The sequence below is a fragment of the Bifidobacterium erythrocebi genome (genome assembly GCF_012932675.1).
Classification (GTDB): Bacteria; Actinomycetota; Actinomycetes; order Actinomycetales; family Bifidobacteriaceae; genus Bifidobacterium; species Bifidobacterium erythrocebi.
Map to the genome: position 1 here is coordinate 75,970 of NZ_JAAIIF010000003.1, position 21,152 is coordinate 97,121.

The 21,152-nt window shown below is 55.3% G+C and carries 17 protein-coding genes; 13 read left to right on the forward strand and 4 right to left on the reverse strand.

The annotated features are described in order from the left end of the window. The first annotated feature begins 164 nt into the window (after positions 1-164). The 12 genes from G1C98_RS01025 (at position 165) to G1C98_RS01080 (ending at position 16,005) form a co-directional block, all read left to right on the forward strand. Positions 165-1,280: a LacI family DNA-binding transcriptional regulator gene (locus tag G1C98_RS01025; protein WP_169078408.1), complete on the forward strand. Its 1,116-nt coding sequence runs from the start codon at positions 165-167 to the stop codon at positions 1,278-1,280. Positions 1,281-1,858: 578 nt separating this feature from the next. Continuing rightward, entirely contained in the window at positions 1,859-3,238 is a 1,380-nt protein-coding gene (locus G1C98_RS01030) for a sugar porter family MFS transporter (protein ID WP_169078410.1), read from the forward strand. Between the two features lie 56 nt (positions 3,239-3,294). Next, positions 3,295-4,923: a xylulokinase gene (locus tag G1C98_RS01035; protein ID WP_169078412.1), complete on the forward strand. Its 1,629-nt coding sequence runs from the start codon at positions 3,295-3,297 to the stop codon at positions 4,921-4,923. A 72-nt stretch (positions 4,924-4,995) separates the two neighbouring features. Then, a complete protein-coding gene (locus tag G1C98_RS01040) occupies positions 4,996-5,688 on the forward strand; it encodes an L-ribulose-5-phosphate 4-epimerase (RefSeq protein ID WP_169078414.1) in 693 nt (230 codons plus the stop codon). A gap of 187 nt (positions 5,689-5,875) precedes the next feature. Next, complete coding sequence (gene araA, locus G1C98_RS01045) at positions 5,876-7,390, forward strand: L-arabinose isomerase (protein WP_169078416.1); 1,515 nt, start codon at positions 5,876-5,878, stop codon at positions 7,388-7,390. Positions 7,391-7,733: 343 nt separating this feature from the next. Further along, complete coding sequence (locus G1C98_RS01050) at positions 7,734-8,342, forward strand: arsenate reductase/protein-tyrosine-phosphatase family protein (RefSeq protein ID WP_169078418.1); 609 nt, start codon at positions 7,734-7,736, stop codon at positions 8,340-8,342. A gap of 125 nt (positions 8,343-8,467) precedes the next feature. Then, positions 8,468-9,634 (forward strand): endonuclease/exonuclease/phosphatase family protein, encoded by a 1,167-nt coding sequence (locus G1C98_RS01055; protein WP_240944866.1) that lies wholly within the window; start codon positions 8,468-8,470, stop codon positions 9,632-9,634. Positions 9,635-9,861: 227 nt separating this feature from the next. After that, positions 9,862-11,388, forward strand: coding sequence for a sugar transferase (locus tag G1C98_RS01060; RefSeq protein ID WP_169078420.1), 1,527 nt, complete (start codon positions 9,862-9,864; stop codon positions 11,386-11,388). Between the two features lie 16 nt (positions 11,389-11,404). Further along, complete coding sequence (locus G1C98_RS01065) at positions 11,405-12,247, forward strand: DUF4422 domain-containing protein (RefSeq protein ID WP_169078422.1); 843 nt, start codon at positions 11,405-11,407, stop codon at positions 12,245-12,247. 145 nt (positions 12,248-12,392) lie between these two features. Then, positions 12,393-13,568 (forward strand): hypothetical protein, encoded by a 1,176-nt coding sequence (locus G1C98_RS01070; protein WP_169078424.1) that lies wholly within the window; start codon positions 12,393-12,395, stop codon positions 13,566-13,568. Continuing rightward, a complete protein-coding gene (locus tag G1C98_RS01075; protein ID WP_169078426.1) occupies positions 13,561-14,976 on the forward strand; it encodes a lipopolysaccharide biosynthesis protein in 1,416 nt (471 codons plus the stop codon). The genes G1C98_RS01070 and G1C98_RS01075 overlap by 8 nt, the downstream gene beginning before the upstream one ends. Before the next feature lie 45 nt (positions 14,977-15,021). Further along, positions 15,022-16,005, forward strand: a complete 984-nt coding sequence (locus G1C98_RS01080; protein ID WP_169078428.1) for a capsular polysaccharide synthesis protein — start codon at positions 15,022-15,024, stop codon at positions 16,003-16,005. Between the two features lie 36 nt (positions 16,006-16,041). Here G1C98_RS01080 and G1C98_RS01085 read toward each other — a convergent pair whose 3' ends face one another. Further along, positions 16,042-17,043, reverse strand: a complete 1,002-nt coding sequence (locus tag G1C98_RS01085) for a glycosyltransferase family 2 protein (RefSeq protein WP_169078430.1) — start codon at positions 17,041-17,043, stop codon at positions 16,042-16,044. A gap of 113 nt (positions 17,044-17,156) precedes the next feature. Between G1C98_RS01085 and G1C98_RS01090 the strand changes: the two genes are divergently transcribed. Beyond that, positions 17,157-18,035 carry a beta-1,6-N-acetylglucosaminyltransferase gene (locus G1C98_RS01090; protein ID WP_169078432.1) on the forward strand — a complete coding sequence of 293 codons (879 nt, stop codon included), beginning with the start codon at positions 17,157-17,159 and terminating at the stop codon, positions 18,033-18,035. Positions 18,036-18,046: 11 nt separating this feature from the next. On the opposite strand, the gene G1C98_RS01095 is transcribed toward G1C98_RS01090, so the two are convergent. The 3 genes from G1C98_RS01095 to G1C98_RS01105 form a co-directional block, all read right to left on the reverse strand. Beyond that, a complete protein-coding gene (locus G1C98_RS01095; protein WP_169078434.1) occupies positions 18,047-19,081 on the reverse strand; it encodes a polysaccharide pyruvyl transferase family protein in 1,035 nt (344 codons plus the stop codon). Between the two features lie 36 nt (positions 19,082-19,117). Next, entirely contained in the window at positions 19,118-20,101 is a 984-nt protein-coding gene (locus G1C98_RS01100) for a capsular polysaccharide synthesis protein (RefSeq protein WP_169078435.1), read from the reverse strand. A 122-nt stretch (positions 20,102-20,223) separates the two neighbouring features. Further along, positions 20,224-21,152 (reverse strand): Ig-like domain-containing protein (locus G1C98_RS01105; protein ID WP_169078437.1); only part of this gene is annotated, 929 nt, incomplete at its 5' end.

The window sequence follows — 21,152 nt, forward strand, 5'->3', positions numbered from 1 at the left end:
GGATTCGATATATGTGCGCTTTCCCGGGCTTGTTATCCCGAAGAGCCTTGCCGCACTTATGCCGTCATCCTGCGACCAGCGGGTGGACGGTAGGCGGTTTCAACGCTTTCCTGCGGTAAAGTGAGAACCATACCAACGAACGCGGAACGCGAGAGGAACAACGTATGGCAGCCGGGCGAAAAGCGAATAAGCGCCCTTCGATGTTTGAAGTGGCCAAGCTCGCCGGTGTGAGCCATCAAACCGTTTCGCGAGTCATCAACAATTCCCCGGACGTATCGCCGGCAACGCGCGCCAAAGTGCAGCGCGCCATCGAACAGCTCGACTATCGTCCCAGCAATTCGGCACGTGCGTTGGCCTCGCGGCGCTCGCGCACCATCGGCCTGATCGCCGGTGGCCAGAAGTTCTACGGCCCTATTTCCGCCATCGGCGCCATCGAGTCGATCGCACGTTCCCATGGCCTGTTCATGTCCGTGATGATGGTGCATGAGGCGCTGTGCACGCAGAAGGAATTCGACGACCTGTGCCGTACGTTCGACGAGCAGAACGTCGATGCGTTCATCTTCCTGACACCGACGGACGTGATGTTCTCCGCCGCCTGCCGCGCTCAGGTCAGCCGTCCGCGTGTGCTCATCACCTCCACGCATGGCGGTATGGGCGTGCAGGAGGAGCTGCGGTTGCTCAGGCCCGCCGACCGGCGTAAGGTGACGCTCGTCGGCGTCGACCAGTGGGGCGCGATGGAGGACGTGATGCGTCTGCTCAAGGCGCGCGGGCATCGTTCGGCGCTGTACTTCGCGGGTCCGCGCGAATGGCGTGATGCCTCCACACGTCTGATGGCGTGGAACAAGCTGTGCGCGGCCAACGCGGTGAATTCGATCACCATCCAGTGCAAGACCTGGGAGGGCAGCGAGGCGTACGCCAGGATGAACCATGTGCTGGAGAACATCGGGCGTTCCGGTGGCCGGCTGCCATCCGCGGTGGTCACCGCGAACGATGCGCAGGCGATGGGCGTGGCGCGTGCCATGCACGAGCACGGCGTGCGTATTCCGCAGGATGTGAGCCTGGTGGGCTTCGATGACATGCCGGGCGTGGATAACATGTACCCGCCGTTGACCACCGTACGCCAGGATTTCGAGACGCTGGGCCAGCTGGCGATGCGGGAAGTGCTGTATCTGCTGGGGGAGGGGGCCGAACCCGGGTACGCGTCGTCGCAGCATGGCGTGGGTCTGATTCCGTCCAAGCTGGTCCAACGCAGTTCCGTGGGCATCGCGCCGAGTCGCTGATTGTCGCCTGTTTCCGCGCCGTTTTTGTCGGTCGCGGTCTCTTCGAAAGTGCCAGTTGCTTTATGTGAGGCACCGTTTGGCGCTTATGCTGTGTACGAGCCTTGGGATTCCAACGGTTGTACTTGCGGCTCAGACGTTTTCATGCCATAAACAGCGTGGTTTGTGCGTATGAGACCTTCCAAATAACCATAACGCTGGTCGGCAGCTCGTTCGTGGGGTATTCCGTAGTTTTCTGAGAACGCTCACATCATTTTTGATACAAAAACCATGCATTTTCGCCTAAAAATGCAGCAAATCAACGCCATCATGTCTAAATTGTGAGCAGATGTGAACGTATCACATTGCTCAACACGCCGTAGAAACGGCTTAATATAAGGCGTTTCACCATTCATTGACATTTACAAATGTGAGCGATAACATTTCGAACTAGCGAACGGAAATCCTCACTGCAGACGAGATTTTCCGAATCGCCGTAGCACAACGCGAACCTACCTTCGACGCCGAGTCGCAGGTCCCGTGTGAAGCGAAGCTGCTTCGGCAGGCACGCCTGCCGGTTACGGAACAGAAAAAGGAACAATATGACTGAGAACGCTACGAGTGCTGTCAAGAAGCAGGGCTCAATGAAATATGTGGTCATCCTGGCGTTGAGCGCCGGTATGGCCGGTCTTCTCTACGGCTATGACACGGTGAGCATCTCCGGTGCCATCGAATTCCTCCGCCAGGCGTACAACCTGTCCGCAGGCCTTCAGGGTCTGGTGATCTCCTCCATCATGATCGGCGGCGTGGTCGGCGTCGGCTTCTCCGGCTTCCTCGCCGATAAGATCGGCCGCCGCAAGGTGCTGCTCATCGGTGCCGCCTGCTTCTTCTTCGCGGCCCTGTGGTCCGCCTTCACCTACACGCCGTGGACCCTGATCGCGGCCCGTATCGTCGGCGGCGTCGGCATCGGCCTCGCCTCCGCGCTGGCCATCACCTACATCACCGAATGCGCCCCGGCCAAGTACCGCGGCACCCTGAGCTCCGCCTACCAGCTGCTCACCATCCTCGGCATCTTCCTGACCAACGTCATCAACTTCGGCATTGCCAACGCCGGCAGCCTCGACTGGGGCATCAACACCGGCTGGCGCTGGATGCTCGGCATCGGCTGCATCCCGGCCGCCATCTTCTTCATCGCGCTGTTCCTCTCCCCGGAGTCCCCACGCTTCCTGATCCAGTCCGGCCGTGAAGAGGAAGGCTTCGCCATCCTCGAAAAGATCGGTGGCACCGAGGAAGCCCACCGCGAGGTCGCAGACGTCAAGGCCTCCATCGAACGCGACAAGAACGGCAAGCTGACCGACCTGTTCAAGAAGCCGCTCATCATCCCGTTCCTGATCGGCCTGCTGCTCGCCGCCTTCAACCAGGTCGGCGGCCAGAACGCCGTCTCCTACTACGGCCCGACCATGTTCAAGGCCGCTCTGGGCGACAACATCCCGAACGTCGAGTTCCTGTGCTCCTCCCTCGTCGGCCTGGTCGAACTGATCTTCACCGTCGTGGGCATGGCCCTCATCGACAAGGCCGGCCGTAAGCCGCTGCTGGTCTCCTCCGCGGCAGGCATGGGCGTGTTCGCCGCCATCATGGCCTTCGCCTTCCACGCCAACATCGGCTGGCTCGTCGTCGCCGGCGCCTGCGGCTTCATCGCCTGCTTCGCCTTCGGCCTCGGCCCCGTGACCTGGGTCATGATCCCCGAGCTCTTCCCGACCTACATGCGTGGTCGCGCCTCCGGTCTGTGCACCGTGCTGCTGTGGGGCATCAACTTCTGCGTCGGTCAGTTCACTCCGATGATGTTCCAGGGCTGGGGCGGTTCCGGCACCTTCGTCTTCTGGATGATCATGGACTTCATCGGCGCGATCTCCATCGCCAAGTTCGCTCCCGAGACCAAGGGCAAGACCCTGGAAGAGATCCAGGCCCTCTGGACCAAGTGATCCGGCGCACGGAATCCCAACAAGAACACCTACAAGAACACAAATAAGGAGTCGATATGGTCGACATTGATGACGCTCCCCAGCAGATCGCGGAGAAGATTCGCGGCGGTCGCACCGCGCTTGGCATCGAATTCGGTTCCACCCGAATCAAGGCGGTGCTGATCGACGATACGTATCGCACGATCGCATCCGGCGACTATCAGTGGGCAAGCCATCTGGAGGATGGTCTGTGGACCTACTCCCTCGACGAGGTGTGGAAGGGCCTGCAGTCCGCGTACGCCTCCATGGCGAACGATGTGTACAACGCCTACGGCGAACGCCTGACCTCCATCGGCCATATCGGCTTCTCCGCCATGATGCACGGCTACCTTGCCTTCGACAAGGACGGTGAGCTGCTGGTGCCGTTCCGCACCTGGCAGAACACCAATACGCACGAGGCGCACGAGAAGCTTTCGGAACTGTTCCAGTACAACATTCCGGAACGCTGGTCCGTGGCACACCTCTACCAGGCCGTGCTCAACAAGGAAGAACACGTCGGCAAGGTGGATTACATCACCACGCTCGCCGGCTACGTGCACTGGAAGCTCACCGGTAGGAAGGTTCTCGGCGTTGGCGATGCATCGGGCATGTTCCCCATCGACCCGACCACCAAGACCTACGAGGCCGAATTCCTCAAGCAGTTCGACGCGCTGGATGAGATTGCCGACCAGCCGTGGACCATTGAGGATCTGCTGCCGACCCCGCTGGTCGCCGGAACCCCCGCCGGTGAGCTTACCGCCGAAGGCGCCAAGCTGCTCGATCCCTCCGGAACGCTGCAGCCGGGCATCGTCCTGGCCCCGCCGGAAGGCGACGCCGGCACCGGCATGGTCGCCACCAACTCCGTGCGCGTCCGCACCGGCAACGTCTCCGCCGGAACCTCCATCTTCGCCATGGTCGTGCTTGAGCACAAGCTGGAACGCCTGCACCCGGAAGTCGACCTGGTCACCACCCCGGCCGGCGATCTGGCCGGTATGAGCCACGCCAACAACTTCACCTCCGACCTCAACGCCTGGGTGAGGATGTTCAGCGAGTTCGCCGAGGCGATCGGGCATCCGGTCGACGCCGGCACGCTGTTCGGCACGCTGTTCCGCGCCGCCATCAGCGACAAGGCCGACAGGAACGCCGGCGGACTGCTCAACTACTGCTTCTACTCCGGCGAGTTCCTGGCGGGTCTGCCCGAAGGCCGACCGGTGCTGGCACGCGGCCCCGAATCGAACTTCACCCTGGCCAACCTCATGCGAGCGCAGCTGTTCAGCGCGTTCTCCCCGGTCAAGATCGGTATGGACGTGATGACCAAGGACGAGAACGTGCAGATCGATTCGCTCGTCGGCCACGGCGGCATCTTCACCACGCCGAAGGTCGCGCAGAAGATCCTCGCCGCAGCATTCGACACCCCGATCAAGGTCATGGCCACCGCCGCCGAAGGCGGTGCCTGGGGCATGGCCGTGCTGGCCGACTACCTGTGGCATACCCCCTGCCCGCTCGACGAATACCTCGACACCCGAGTGTTCGCCGACGCGCAGTCCACCACCGAGGACCCCGATCCGCAGGACGTCGAAGGCTTCGAGGACTTCTTCGCCCGTTTCCAGCGCGGCCTGTCCATCGAAAAGGCCGCCATCGAGGCCATCGACTTGGAAACCAAATAGCGTCAAGAGGCTTTCCGTACCCCGATAAGTCGACCGATACAAGACTTGTTCTCAACAAGAAAGGAACACAACATGGCAACTTTGGCTGATTATGGTCCCGAAGTTCGCGCCGAAGTCAAGCAGGTGCGCGAGGTTGTCGCCACCCTGCACGAACAGCTCATCAAGTGGAATCTCGTCGTATGGACCGCGGGCAACGTCTCCCAGCGTCTGCACACCGCCGACCTGATGGTCATCAAGCCCTCCGGTCTGCGCTACGAGTACCTCACCCCCAGCTCGATGGTCGTCTGCGACCTCGACGGCAACGTGGTCGATGGCGCGGAAGCCCCCAGCTCCGACACCGCCTCCCACGCCTACATCTATCGTCACATGCCCGACGTCTACGGTGTGGTGCACACCCACTCCACCTACGCGACCGCCTGGGCAGCCACTGGCCAGAACATCCCCTGTGGTCTGACCATGATGGGTGACGAATTCGGTGGGCCCGTGCCGGTAGGTCCCTTCCGCCTCATCGGCTCGGAAGCCATCGGAGAAGGCGTCGTCGAGACCCTGAAGAAGTATCCGAAGTCCCCGGCCGTGCTCATGCAGAACCATGGTCCCTTCACCATCGGCAAGGATGCGGAGGCAGCCGTCAAGGCCGCCGCCATGACCGAGGAGGTCGCCCACACCATGTGGGCCGCCAAGCAGCTCGGCGACATCATCCCGATCTCGCAGGAGGACATCGACAAGCTGAACGACCGCTACACCAACGTCTACGGCCAGCACTGATGTGACGGAGCGTCCGCCGCGTTGCTCCTCGGTCGACGTACCTTCGTACGCCTTCCCTCGGTGCGCCTTGCGGACGCACACGTCACACCAGTGCTGCGCACTGACCTGACGGGGCGGCTCCTGCCGGATCCGCTCCGCCCCACACAACACGTACCCCATCCAACACAATGAAGTAAAGGAAACAACAATGGCAATGGAAAACCCCTTTGAAGGCAAGGAAATCTGGTTCGGCGTCGGCTCCCAGGACCTGTACGGCGAGGAAGCGCTGCGCCAGGTGGCACAGCAGACTGGCGAGATCGTCGACTTCCTGAACAACACCGGCAAGATCCCCGCGAAGATCGTGCTCAAGCCGACCCTGAAGTCCTCCGACGGCGTCAAGGCCTTCATGACCGAAGCCTCCGCCAACCCGAACGTCATCGGCGTGATCACCTGGTGCCACACCTTCTCCCCGGCCAAGATGTGGATCCGCGGCCTTGAAGTGCTGACCAAGCCGCTGCTGCAGCTGGCCACCCAGCACCACAAGGAGATTCCGTGGGAGACCATCGACATGGACTTCATGAACCTGAACCAGGCCGCGCACGGCGACCGTGAGTTCGGCTACATCGTCTCCCGCCTGGGCATTCCGCGCAAGATCGTCGTCGGCCACTACACCGATCCGGAAGTTGCCGAGAAGGTCGGCACCTGGGCACGTGCCTGCGCCGGCTGGGATGCTTCCCAGAACATGAAGGTCATGCGTTGGGGCGACAACATGCGTAACGTCGCCGTCACCGAAGGCGACAAGACCGAGGCCGAGCGCGTGTTCGGCGCCTCCATCAACACCTGGGCCGTCAACGAGCTCGTCGCCGCATACGACAAGGTCAAGGACGATCAGGTCAAGGACCTGATCGAGGACTACAAGGCCAAGTACGACGTGGCCCCCGAGCTGCTCGACTCCCGCTACGATGAGCTGTTCATCGCGGCCAAGGAGGAAGCGGCCATGGTCAACATGATGCGCGAGAACGGCTGCACCGCCGCCGTCGACAACTTCGAGGATCTGGGCGCTCTGCCGCAGCTGCCGGGCGTCGGCCCGCAGCGCTTCCCGTCCGAGTACGGCTGGGGCTTCTCCGCGGAAGGCGACTGGAAGACCTCCGTGCTGGTGCGCATCGGTGCCGTGATGGGCTACGGCCTTGAGGGCGGCGCCTCCCTGATGGAGGACTACTCCTACAACTTCGTGCCGGGCAACGAACTCGACATGGGCTCCCACATGCTGGAGGTCTCCCCGGCCATCGGCACCATCGAGAAGCCGAAGCTGGCCATCTACCCGCTGGGCATCGGCGGCAAGTCCGACCCGGTCCGTCTGGTGTTCTCCGGCAAGCCGACCGATGCGGTCGTGGTCTCCATGGCCGATGAGCGTGAACGCTTCCGTCTGCTCATGGACGAGGTCACCGTCGTCGAGCCGCAGGGCTCCCTGAAGAGCCTGCCGTGCGCACGCGCCGTGTGGAAGCCGAAGCCGGACCTGAAGACCGCCGTGCAGTGCTGGATCACCGCCGGCGGCTCCCACCACACCTGCATGACCACCTCCGTCGGCCGTGAGGCTTGGGAGGACTTCGCCCGCATCGCCGGCGTGGAACTCGCCGTGATCGACGAGAACACCAACGCCCGCCAGTTCGAGAAGGAACTGGAGATCAGCGAGATGTACCACCGTCTCAACAACCGCCACTGATACGGCGTGCGACCGGGGCGGAACATGCCCGGCATGCTCCGCCCGCCGGTCCGCCCGTCTAGTCATCAGCCCGTGCAGAGGTCTTCTCCTTATATCATCCATGCCTCTGCCCCTTATGCCAGGCGCATCCGAAATCCTCCTCGGATGCGCCTTTCGCATATGTTCTCTTCCAAGAACCATCGGTACGTACGGATCGTTCCGACCGCCATATCCCGCTGTAATCGATTCCGTGATCGCCCCATCTTCCCGCCCATGTGCCTTCGGCAAGCCCATCACGGCCCAGCAACGGGTAGACTGTTACCGATACCGTCGTTCAATGCAATTGTGAGGATTGGTGCGCGATATGCTCATCTTGTTCGTCTGCACAGGCAATATCTGCCGATCGCCCATGGGTGAGCTGCTGATGGCGAAATACCTGTCCGGCACCACCATTCAAGTGGCCAGCGCGGGCACCCGGGGGCTCACCAGGCATGAAATGGACCGCTACAGCGCCAGGCTCATGCGCAGCGTAGACATCGAACCCAGCGGATTCCGTTCACGTCGCCTTACCAAAGCCATGGCGGAGGAAGCGGATCTGATACTCTGCTTCGAAAAGAATCAGCGCAAAGACATCGTCACACTGGCGCCGAACGCCGTCCGTTACACGTTTCTGGTGGATGATTTCGCCAACATGTGCCAATACTGCGCACAGCAGGGGATGATCCAAGGCCTCACCGTCCAGGAACGACTCGAATCGGTCATCAAGGCATCCACGATCATCAGGCCGATGCTTCCCAAGACGAAAGACATCGAAGACCCGCTCGGCAAACCGTTCGGCGCATTCGTGAAGGTGGCCAACGAGCTCAACCACGACCTGTGCACCATGCTGAACGCCCTGAAAAAACGCCATCAGGTCGATTCCGCGCCCGTACGCCGGCAGATCGTCCAGCCGGGTACCGTCTACGCCGCATAGCAAACGACGGAAAACGAAAGAACCGTAAGAATTCGGCAGGATACGTTCCATGATGAGCAACCTTCTGCAACGATGTCATGTCGTATGCAACAATGGGATGCCGTCGGAGGGTGGAGCGCAACTGCATGGCAAACGATACGGATAACGATACAGGCATTGATGTTCACAGCAATCCGGTGAACGATGTGCGGCCGAACAGGCAGCATGGCACCGCCGCGGATTCAATGCCTGATGATGCCGTGACGGCCGATGAGCAGGGGATTTTCGCCCGGCTTGCCGCATCCCGCAATTTCGTCATCGCATTGCGCGCAATCATGGCCGTCATACTCGTCGCCATGGTGTTGCGCATGATCCCAGGCGGCTTCGGCGGCAGAAAATACATTCCCATCATCGTGGCAGTAATGCCATGGCTCATCATCCCCACCGCAGCCATCGCCGTAATCGCGATTGCCCTACGCCGCCGAGCGCTCGCGCTCATCTGCCTGGTGTGCATTGTGACGCAGGTGTGCTGGCATTGGGGCTTCATCGTTCCCACCGACAAGCTGACGATGCAGGCGCGTCTGGCCGTTACGCAAAGCGAGGTGGACACGTCGGACCGCTATGCGCGCATCATGACGCTGAATACCAAAGAGGGTGCCGCCGACGCGGACCAGATCGTGCGAACCGTGCGTGAGGAGCACGTGGAGGTGCTGGCCTTGCAGGAGGTGTCGCATGGACTGGTGCAACGGTTGCGCGACGCCGGCTTGGAAGCGATACTGCCGTATTCGAACGTGGCGAAGTGGTCAGTGCATGACAATGGCGGTGTGAATGCGTTGTGGAGTGCCGCTCCTATGACGGATACCACGGGCGATCTCATTCCCATAGAGGCGTCCAGCATTCCGGCGTCCAGCATCGACTTCGGCGGGGTGACGGTGCGTTTCGGATCGGTGCACCCGTTCTCGCCCAGACCCAGCAATCAGGGGCTATGGAGCAGAGGATTGAGTACCATCGGCCAGTTGCAAGGCAGCAAGGGCAAGTATGTGCTGATGGGTGATTTCAATTCGATTTGGGACCATGCGAGTTTCCGGTATCTGCTGGGCGATCGGTTCGTGGATTCGGGGGAGCGCGCCGGCAGCGGATTCCACATGACCTACCCGGCGAATACGAGACTGCTGGGCTTCATTCCGGTACCTGCCTGTTCCGAGATCGACCACATTGTGCACGATAAAGGTGTTGTGGTGGGTGATCTTGAAGCGCGTACGATCGCAGGTTCCGATCACAAGGCGTTGCTGGGGACCATGGAGGTTGCGTGACGCGTTTTGCCAGCGTTTCACGGTGTTGATACGCTGCGTTGATTGTTATATGCATCGAATATCAGGAAATAATATTTAGACATATATATTTAATTTGCCGTATATATTGCCATTTCAAATGGCAATATCATATGACCAATATTTGATAACGTATTCATCATGGATTAAACTTTTACCAGTATTTACCCGAAGAGCTCGCCAGCATGAGTTCAACCAGATGAGGGAAGATGGAAGAGAGCGAGAAAACAAGACTTGGCCAGGTGACTCAGCATAGATTGCTGAGCGTGGCCTATTGGCGGTTTTCCGTCAACGCGGCACTAACGCTGCTTGACATGGCGATGCTTGTCGTCGCATCTGCGGCGGTCATCACGTTGCGTCATGAAACCGATTTGTACTCGTTCCGCTTCGGCTTTCCCGTAAGCATGTCGGTCTACCTGCTGGTCTGCGCGCTGATCTGGTCGGCTTGCCTGCATGGTTCCGGCGTCTACCACCGGCATGTGATGGGGGACGGCTACCAGCTCAACGCGCTGCTGGTCAAAGGAACATTGCTTGCCGCCATGGTGACGTGTGCCTTTGATTTCATCATGCGCATCGGTGTGTCACTGACGTCGATCGTGTTGTCGTTCCTCTTCGGCCTGCTGCTCACTATGGTGGAACGTTTTTTCATGCGCCTGCTGATTACGCATGGCCGCAGGAAAGGGCGGTACGCCTATTCCACGGTGGTGGTCGGATCTTCGGAGGGTATCGTCCGTGCGCTGGGATTCCTAGGCCAGAAGCAGCAGCTCAACTATAGGCCGGTGGCGGTGTGCCCGATTCACGTCAATGCCGAAACTGGGCTTATCGAGGCCGTTACCGATATCGAAGGACTGAGCGCGCGGGTCAAGGACGTTCTTGGCGCAAGCGTTCCGATCATGACCTATGGCGACGATTTCGCCGAGCGTGCCGTGAGCCTGCACGCTCAGACGGTGATGATCACGGATGTGATGCAGCGGTTCTCCGACAATTTCAATACCTTTGCACTGAATGTTGAATCCATGAACCTGGAGATTGCATTGGTCACTTCTGCCGCCGACGTGAGTGGTCATGAAACGCAGGTGCGCGTAATCCAGGGCACCACGGTGATGACGATTTGCCTGCCGCAGTATTCGCCTGCGGCCATGTTGCAGAAGCGCATATTCGATATCGTGGTTTCGGCGTTGGCGATTGTGATCTCATCGCCTGTCATGCTGGCGGTGGCGATTGCCATCAAGCTTGAGGACCACGGCCCGGCTCTGTACACACAGGAGCGCATCGGATTGCGAGGCAAACCGTTCAAGATCCACAAGTTCCGTTCGATGTATGTGGATGCCGATGCCAAATTGGCCGAAGTGGCCGCTGCGAATGGCCAGGAGCTCGGCGCATGCGTGAAGATCAAGAACGATCCCCGCGTTACCAAGGTCGGTCGGTTCATTCGCAAGACGAGTCTTGATGAGCTGCCGCAGTTCTTCGATTCGTTCATCGGTACGATGAGCGTGGTCGGTCCGCGACCGCAACGCCAGTTCGAAGTGGACGGCTATGACCAGGTCTATGCCACCAGACTGTTGGTCAAGCCGGGCATCACCGGCCCGTGGCAGGTTTCCGGACGCAATGATCTGAGCGATGAGGAAAGCCGACAGCTGGATGTCGGCTATGTGCAAAGCTGGTCAGTGATGGGGGACATCGTCTACATCTTCCGCACTGTCGGCACGATGGTCAATCCCAACGGTGCCTACTGATTGGCATGGTGCACGTATGACGAAGAATAAGGAAGGGCATATGCAGGCTATTCGGTCCGATTCCCCTAAGAACATCTGCATAGCGGTGGCCACGCATAAGGCCTATAGGATGCCCGAGGATTCCATGTATCTGCCATTGCAGGTGGGTAAGGCAATGCATCCTGATGTCGATCTGGGATTTGCCTGCGACAACACCGGCGACAACATCTCCGATAGGAACGCGTACTATTCGGAGCTCACCGGCCTGTACTGGCTTTGGAAGAACTGTGATGCCGACTATAAGGGTCTGGTGCATTACCGGAGGCATTTCGCCACGTTGGATAAGGCGGCGAGAGCGTCCAAGAATCGTTTCGATCGGATCGCCACCAGGGAGGATGTCGAGAAACTGCTCGACCGAGCCGACATCATTGTGCCCAGACGGCGTAACTATTACATCGAGACGGTCTATTCGCATTACGACCACACCTTTGACGGTCGGCAGTTCGACGAGACGTTGAAGCTGCTTCGGGAACAGTGCCCCGAATATGCGCCGGCCTTCGAGCGGCTGATGCGGTCGAAGAAGGCGCACATCTTCAACATGTTCATCATGACGCGCGAGCGCTTCGACGAGTATTGCGCGTGGATGTTCCCGATTGTCGAGGAGCTGACCAGGCGTATTCCGCCAGAGTCCTATGACGCTTTCGGTGCGCGGTACCCCGGTCGCGTGAGCGAGCGGTTGCTGGACGTTTGGCTGGACACCAACGGGTACGGCTATGTGGAAATGCCGGTGACCAGCCCGGAGCCTGTGGATTGGTGGAAGAAGGGGACCGGCTTCCTGATGGCCAAGTTCGGCGGCAGGAAGTATGAAAAGAGCTTCTGAGAGTCGCTGTTGTGACATGATGGCAAGTGATTCCGAAGTGTGGTGCTTTCGACATCGGATTCAGTAGGGGAGATGCGGATGGTGTGGCATCTGTATCATTGTCTGCAGAGTATTGCAGGACAGGTTCTGAAGAGAGACGGTGAGTATGCAAGTTGATGCTTTGCCTCAGGAGGATCTATATCGAAGTCCCTCGTCTAAATTGCGAATTTTCCTTGGCAATATCAGGGGAATCGATGCCTTGATTATCTTTGCGGTGATTGCCGCACGTTATCTTATACAGGATATTGGCGGGACCCTAACCACGGCATGCTGCATGTGTTTTGTGCTGCTTGCCATTATGGCGAAGATTATCTGTTATGTGTTGCCTGTCTATGGATTTCGCTTTATAGGTAGAGCCATACCGATTTTTCTTTTAGGCATAGCGTATTTCATGCCACTGCATCAGATTGATTTGATTATGGCTATGCTGTTGGCTATTGCCTTATGCGACATGCCAGTGGAAGACAGTTTTGAATACGCGGGTTATATCTCTTCGGTTCTTTTTGCCGTTCAATTGTCGTTGTATAAATTCGGGCTGATTGTAGATAAGATGCAGTGGGATCGATACGACGAGGATGTCGCGGTCTCTGCGAGGCACGCAATCGGTTTCGGGCATCCGAATTTTGTAGGTCTTTTCGTTTTCCCGGTTCTTGTTGCTTTTCTTGTTTCAAAAAGAAAGGTAAGCAGGGTTTATTTTGGAATCATCGGATTGGCATATGCGTATATAACATATAGGTATACGGATTCGAGGACTTTCTTCTATACCGCTATTGCGATTCTTCTTTTTGGATTAGCCAGAGGCCTTTTCGTAAACAGCCGTTTTTGCGCCAAGTGTTTGATTTTGACCATACCGGTCACTATCGGAGTGACTTTTGCACTTGCGATATGGGGCAGTTCCAATTACTCGTTGAGTTTGCTGCTTTCCGGCCGACCGTATCTGTGGAATAGAATCATCAGCAGGGAAATGCCTCGTCTGTATGGGCCTACGGGAAGTATCAAAGCCTATTACCAGCAAGGCAAGTCCATAGACAACATATGGATGCATCTGCTTTATGTCTATGGGATTCTAATAACCCTCATCATCATTGTGCTGTTCTGCTATTTTCTTAACAAATGCATTACCAGCGGTCATGTGTATTTGGCGCTTGTTGTAGTTGCCTATTTGATTTATGGCTTAATGGAGCATCATCTTTTTGATTATGGATATTCCGTTTTCCCGATTATACTTTTCGCTCCGTTTTTCAATAGTTCATGGGTGAGGGAAGATCGATCCAATGCATAAATACAAAGAACTTCTTCTTAATACTGGTCTATTTGCAATCAGTTCGGTATCCGCGAAGCTGATCGGATTTGTTCTTGTCCCGTTGTATACGTTCTACCTATCGACGGGGGAATACGGCATCACGGATATGTCTATTACGGTAATCACGTTGTTGACCCCGCTATGCACTTGCTCGATTACTGACGCAGTTCTTCGCTATGCATTGGACGACAAGGAATACCGTACGAAATACATGTCCATTGGCATGTGGGTGACATTGTTCAGCCTGGTGATTGTCGGGCTGCTGCTACCTTTGCTGGATTTGCCGTTCATGGGAGGCCTCGGGCACTACAAGGCATTGTTCTGGCTCAATTTTGCCGTTAGTGTGCTCCAGATCTATTTTGGGACCATCGCACGAATCCTCAACAGAATAAAGCTGATTCCCGTCGTTTCGTGCTCGTCGGCGCTATGCAACGGAATCTGCGCGTATATTTTCATCGCCGTCTGTAATCTGGGAATTCCCGGTTATTTCTATTCGATGATTATCTCCGGTATGGTTGCCATCGGCATCTATGTGGCAAGAGGGCATTTCCTGAGTTACCTCGACATGCGGATCGACAGCGATGACAAAGCACTGCTTAAACGCATGGTGTGTTTTTCCCTGCCATTGGTTCCTAACGCGTTGTTCTGGTGGATCGGCACCAGTCTGAATCGTTTTCTGATCACCAGCATGCTGGGGATTGCCGCATCGGGATTATTCGCGGCTGCCGGCAAAATACCGAATCTGATCACCATGGTGTATCAGATTTTTCAGCAGGCTTGGAATCTGTCTGTTTTTCAGGAATTCAGGAATTCCGGCCTTGCCCGTTTCTACGAGAACATATTTAAATTCGTGATTGCGGGGATGTCCTTAGCGGCTTCGGTTCTGATCATCGCTTCCAAACCGATCGCCTCGATCGTACTGCAAAAGGAGTTCTTCTCCAGTTGGACGCTCATGTCCATACTGGTCATTGCGGTCTACTGCAATTCGTTGAATTCATTTCTGGGAACCATCTCTACTGCGGCCATGAAGACGAAGAATCTATTTGTGACCACGTGCATCGGTGCCGTGCTGAATGTGATCATCACATGGACTTTGATTCCGGTCTGTGGTTTGGTCGGAGCTTGCTTGGGCATGGCATTAAGCAATTTTGTCACGCTTTGCATGCGCTTCTATATATCGCTGCGCATCATGAAATTCAATGTGCCGTGGGCGGAAACGGTTGCTCTGTTTGTCGCTTTGGCCGTACAAGCCTTTGTATCCTTTAGGAGCATGCCCTGTTCGATGGCTGTTCAGATAATCTGCCTGGTACTGGTGAGTGGCATAGCCGTGAAGTTGCTCTTCCCGTTCATCGCCCGCATTGCGAATCGCAACGGAGCCGCCAAGTAGACATAGGCGCTGTCAGAAAGATGCTGTAGATGAAATGGGACGAACATGAACTCATATGATGATGGTGCGCGCAAAACGGTTTTGCATCAGGGACAAGAGGTATCGGCTGCCTTTTTGCCGCTTAAATTGATTAAGAAGATCTCCGATCGCACCAATCGGAAGCCGTGGCCGCGACAGTCACTGGCACCGTTGTATAAGAAGCAGAACGAGCTGCTGTTCGACTATTATGCACGATGCTTTGAGAAGCAGTTGAACGAATTGAACAGGTTGCAGGACAACGCCGAACCGTTTTCGGATGCTTCCCAGGCTCCGATTTGGATGATCTGGCTTCAAGGCCGTCAGGAGCTTCCTCCGGAACTATCGTTCTGTCTGGACTCGGTATACCGGCACAAGGGTTCCCATCCACTGCATGTTCTGGATCTGAACGAGGCCAGGAATCTGGTCGATATTCCGGATTGGCTTATGCGCTTATATGAGCGCAAAGAGATTCGCCCAGCGCTGCTTTGCGATTACATTCGTGCTGCTCTATTGGAGCGGTATGGGGGTATTTGGCTGGATACCTCCATACTGCTGGTGAAGGATATTCCCGATTGGATTCTCGATATCCCATTCTGGTCCGTTAAAGGGCTTGACTTTTTCCCATATTCCGTTGTAGTGCCCGATGGTCGGCAATGGCAGATATATGCGATGGCAGGGCAGCCCCATGCCTTGTTTTATAAGGGTTTTTGCTCGTTGTTCCTTGAATATGCCAAGACAATCAACACCGATCTTGACTATTTCATGTCGTATCAGCTGTCCAAGCTTCTGCGCACCAATGTTGCCGCAATTGCGGAATCATACGGCAGGATTCCCTGCAACAACACGAAGTGCGAAAGCCTGCAAGCCTATTTGCAGGGGTATGCGCCTATACGGCGGCAGGGAAGCGAAAATCTGTTTTGTGAGGACACGTTCCTGTACAAGCTTTCCAGACACGATATCCTGCTCCTGCGCGATAATTCCCAGATCATAACCGATTTGGTCCAGCATTAGCGGGTGTGGAATACCATGCTCGGGAGAGCGTGGTTGTTATCGGCATAGTTTCGGCGCAAGTCCGGGAAGACAGGCGATGATTGCAATGCGCACACGTTGAAGAATCGGGCTATGCATATCCATCAAGGCCGAACACGCAAAACGACGAAGATAGTGTTTTGCGTCTGAAACAATGACATGCAGTTTATCTGTCTCATTGTCCGATTGGCTGTTTACGTGATCACTCATAGCCAGCAGACGGCAATATTCCAGGCAACTCCGAAAATGCAAGGCGTGAAGAATCTCCCGCCCAGGCATTTTCTTCGGGATTTCGTCATTAATCTGGGCAATGGATTGATGATAGTCCTCGATGGACTGCAATGACGCGGATTTGTTCTGGCTGATCGAGTCGTTGCGTTTTCTATATCCATACAGACGGGAATCGATGATAGCGACTTTTCGAGAAGATGCCAGCACTTTCCAAGTCACGGGCATATCCTCGAATTTTCGACCCTCCGGGAAGGGATTCCGAAGCCAGAGAGGTGTTTTTGCCAGTTTCCCCCAAGCGGAGGTACTTGCTTTCTTCTCCGATAAAAGCTCGCACACCGCCGTTTCAGGGGGAACGACCATTAAGGACTGCTTGGTTTGTTCAGGGACGAGACAGTGGTCCTTTTCATTGACAAGCATGAATCTGCATGAAGCACTGTCGGCGTTATTGGATATTGCCGCGGCCAGCAGATCCGAGATGTAGTTTTCAGAGACTATGTCATCGCTGTCTATGTAAATAAGCCAAGGAGCTGAGGCTATTGCGGTCCCAGCATTACGTGCCGCCGACAGCCCTGCGTTCTCCTGATGAATTACTCGGAAACGATTGTCCTGTGATGCATAGGTGTCGCAGATAGTGCCCGAATCATCCGTGGAGCCGTCATCGATCAGAATAACCTCAAGATTATGATGCCGCTGGTTCTTGATGCTTTCCAAGCAATCGGCCAGATACATCGAAACGTTGTATACCGGTACGATTACCGAAACCATGGTGTCGGTGGTGGATTCTCCCATATGCGATATCCCGTCTTTTCCGCGTGCTGCTGTGCGATATAACGTCAAGAGCTAGAATGAACTTTAGCAGAGAATCCCTTTTCCCCGAGTTTGCCAGACGGAGTTCACAGCATATGAAGCACGCGTATCTGATTATTGCCCATGACAGACCGCAAGAGCTGGCGCGGCTTCTGAAGGCATTGGATTATGCAGAGAACGATATCTACGTGCATTTGGATCGCAAATCACAATGCTTCGATTTGGACGATTTGAAGAGAAACGTGAAATCGAGTGGACTGTTCTTCGTCCCCAGGATTTCGGTCACTTGGGGAGGGGAATCCCAGATCAAGGCCGAACTGATATTGTTCTCCGAAGCTTTCTCGCACGGCGGGTATAGGTATTATCATCTGCTTTCCGGCGTCGACTATCCGGTAAAGAGCCAGACGTATATTCATCGGTATTTCGACAAGCATGACGGTGAAAATTTCATTGCATTAAAAGACATTAATGACGTTTCGCCTAGGTTCCGTATGAGATTCGAGCAGTGTCATTTTCTGCATGAACCGCTCGTCGGTAAGAAGCGCAATTTCTGGAAATATGTTGATTTTGCGCTCTGCTATGCGCAGCGGGCAGTAGGTATACGCCGTTTCAAAGGGCGTCCTATGAAACGCCACAGCAACTGGATCAGTGTGACTGATGACGTTATATCACTGATAGTCAAGAATCAGGATCGTATTCTTAAGGAATATAGATGGACCTATTGCTGCGATGAGGTATTTGTCTTGTCTGAGATCTGGAATACCCCTTTGCGCGCGACGCTTTCTCCAAAGGAAAATCTGCGATATATGGAATGGGTACATGTGTCGGGCAGGGATTGGTCACCCCGCCCGATCACAATGGAGGATATCGATATCCTGTCTCAACCCGATATTCTGTTTGCTCGGAAGTTCACTTCGCCGCAGTCCGACTCATTGTATGAATATCTTGATCAGAACGTTCTTCGGCACAATTAAACTTGAGAAATTCAGGATTGCTGTCGCACGATATGCATAAGACCTTGATAGGCTTCCTCGGCTACCTTTTCGATATCGTTTGCTGACGAATACTCCTGGGCGAAGACCGCGAGTTTCTCCTTGAAGGGGATGGGGATAATGCGGCTTCCACTGATTAGACCCAGAATGCATGCATGCATGCGTCCGGATATCGTATAGCTTGCCTGATCTATCAAGTGCATGAATTCGTCCAATGCCGGATAAGGACGAATTGCAATGTCATATGACGTATGAGTGGAACAGTATTTGGCGAAGCGGTGAACAATGGCTTCATCGGTCTGAACCGTTGACGTGATGATGACCTTTTTGCCTGCCTTCTCGTTCTGGCGGGATATGAGATCAGCAAGGTAGCGGAAATAGCCGTTTTCCGACTGCAATCCTAGCGTCTGAAGCTGTTCTTTCTTGCAGGGAACAGGAACACAGACAATGTCTTTTTTGTCGGTGCCATGCTGCGGTTTGAACAGACGATTGTAAGTGAAAACCACGTCTGGCGCATAATGGGCATCTATGCCGTAGCGCTCATGCAGGATATGTTCGGTGGAATGGTCCCTTGCCGATACGTATGCGCATTTTCTGAGCGCTTTCCGATATCGGTTGAGGTAGTAGTCCTGCATATGCAGATCGCCGCTTACGCTAGTGACATAGATGGGTATATGCCTTGACGAGAGTTCCGAGCACCAGGAGACGAACGAGGAATTGAAACCGAAGTGACGCCCAAGTAGCTCGCCCCCACCGATTACCGCAAAATCAAAACGTTTGTCACCAAGAAGTCTACGAATGCGCCGACGATTAAGCACATCCATGATTGGTGAAATCCTCAGCATGCTTTTGGGCAGCAGATCTTTTCGATCGATGGGGAAGGAGAATCGTTGCTCGACCTGTTCGTCGTAGGGCATGGTTTCGGTGGTATATCCCTGCTGCGAGAAAAAACTCTCCATAACTTTAGCTATGGCGATATCTCCCAGATTCGGAGTATGTCCTTGATTGATAAGCAGTACCCGCTGCATGTTCTTTCTGGTCCTTTGCGTTGGTCGGATGATGATTCAGCTCAGTATCTTTGCGGCTACCGTAGGTTCGCCGTCCTTGGTGAGGAGTGGATAGGCACCTTTCCAGGTCAGCTTATAGATAAAGTTATGGCTGTTGAAAATGTCTTGGAACTGCATGTCGGTCGCGGGAATCGGTTGCATCAAATAGTCGCTCAGTAGTTCGCAATTTGGATTGTTATCGGGAACTTGTTCGTATTCGGCTTGGGCTCCGGGAATATCCTCTCTTGCTGCCTTGGCAAGGTAGGAGAACAGAAAATAATCGATAAGTGTGTTATATCGTTCCCAGTAGGCGATAAAACAATCGAAAATAAACGAATAGGTCACCGAATGAGGTTGGGATGCAATGAAATACGCTTGCCATCGAGTTGCGTCACAGGACACCGCATCACGGATGGCATTAGGCTTTATGCCTTTTACATTGTAAATAGGCAATTGGAAAACCTGCTCAGGAATTGGAGCCGTGACAAGGATGGAGGCATCTATCCATAGCCCGCCTTGTTGAGCCAGGAGACCTGATCGCAGTATGTCCGCAAATTGTTGTTGAGGCATGAGACCTTGCTCATATTTGCGAATAATATTATCCGGGATATTGCAGTAATCCTTATAGTTTTTTAGCGAAATGAAGATTACTGGATGTCCGTTGGCATTTGCCCTGATCTTCGTAATCATTCGTTTTACAAATGCCGGTGCATTCTGCTTGCCCTGGAGCCAACATATCCATATGGGGGAATTATGCGTTTCTTTGGCTGTGCTTGCCGGCTTTTTATGCTTATATGAGGCTATTTCATCGGCGAATGTGGATCTTAGCCACTTCATGATGTAGCGCTCTTTTAGAGTAAGGAGCCTATGCGAAAACGGCTTATTGATTCTTAACGAGATCGGGCGATCTACTACGGTAAGCAGTTCGATGAGGGAATACCATGGGGAAAAAACCACGACATGCTCGGCGAAGCGTTGAAAGAGTTGCAATTTATGCCCCATGATGTGTCCTCTCTGCTGTTTATTGCAGATATCAGTCTATAAGAATGACGAGAATGAAATATCCGTGCATCTCATTGAGAAATGCACGGATATCATCAATTATTGTTGCTGAGCGAACGGAATCAGCTCACGGTTACCTTGATATCCGTGTAGTTGGTGCTTCGGGACGACCATACGCGAACGGTGGTGCTGCCGGTGCCGGTGGCATGGAGCGTGCCATCGCCGTCGGCAAACACTACGTCGTCGTTGAAGGAATCGAAGACAGCCAACTTGAACGGGTTGCTGGCGGGGGAGATGGTGTAGTTGATCTTCACCGAATCACCCACCTTCATGTTCAGGGACTGCTTGTCAACCGTGATGGTAGGAGCTGATTCGTAGCTGTACGCATCTACTGTGATCGGGACGGAAGCAGTCTGATCCAGATACGAAACCGTTACGACGCCGGTCGTAGCTGCCGTGCCGAACACCTTGAATGTGCGACCGAGATTATTGGTTGCGCGCAGGTGGTCACCCGTGACGGACCATTCAATCCAGTTTGCATTCGCGTTGTCAGGCAAACCGCTTACCGTGAACTGCATTGTCTCCGGAGCGACACTGTGCGTGCTGCCCACGATGGTCAGACCGCTGGGAGTGTCGGTCACGGTGACAGCCACGCTGGCGGTCTTGTCGCCCGCCTTTGCGGTGATGGTAGCGGTGCCGGCCTTCACGCCCGTCACCTTGCCGTTGCTCACAGTCGCCACAGCGGTATTGCTGGACTTCCATGTCACGGTCTTGTCGGTAGCGTTGCTCGGATTCACCGTAGCGGTCAGTTGCAACGAAGCTCCCTTTTTGATGGAAGCCTTGCCGCTTGAGACGCCAGTTCCGGAGAGCGTGACGGAAGTGACCGGAACGTCAGGCATTTCTTCAGCGGCGCAAACCGGGGTGACGTCGCCGATGAATTGTCCGCCGGCCACGGCCATGCTCGACCCGGTCGCGTAGTAGTACTTGCCGCCGTTGTCGTCCCACGACCTGCCGTCCGTGAACGCGACCTTGACCTTCGCGCCCTTCGTGT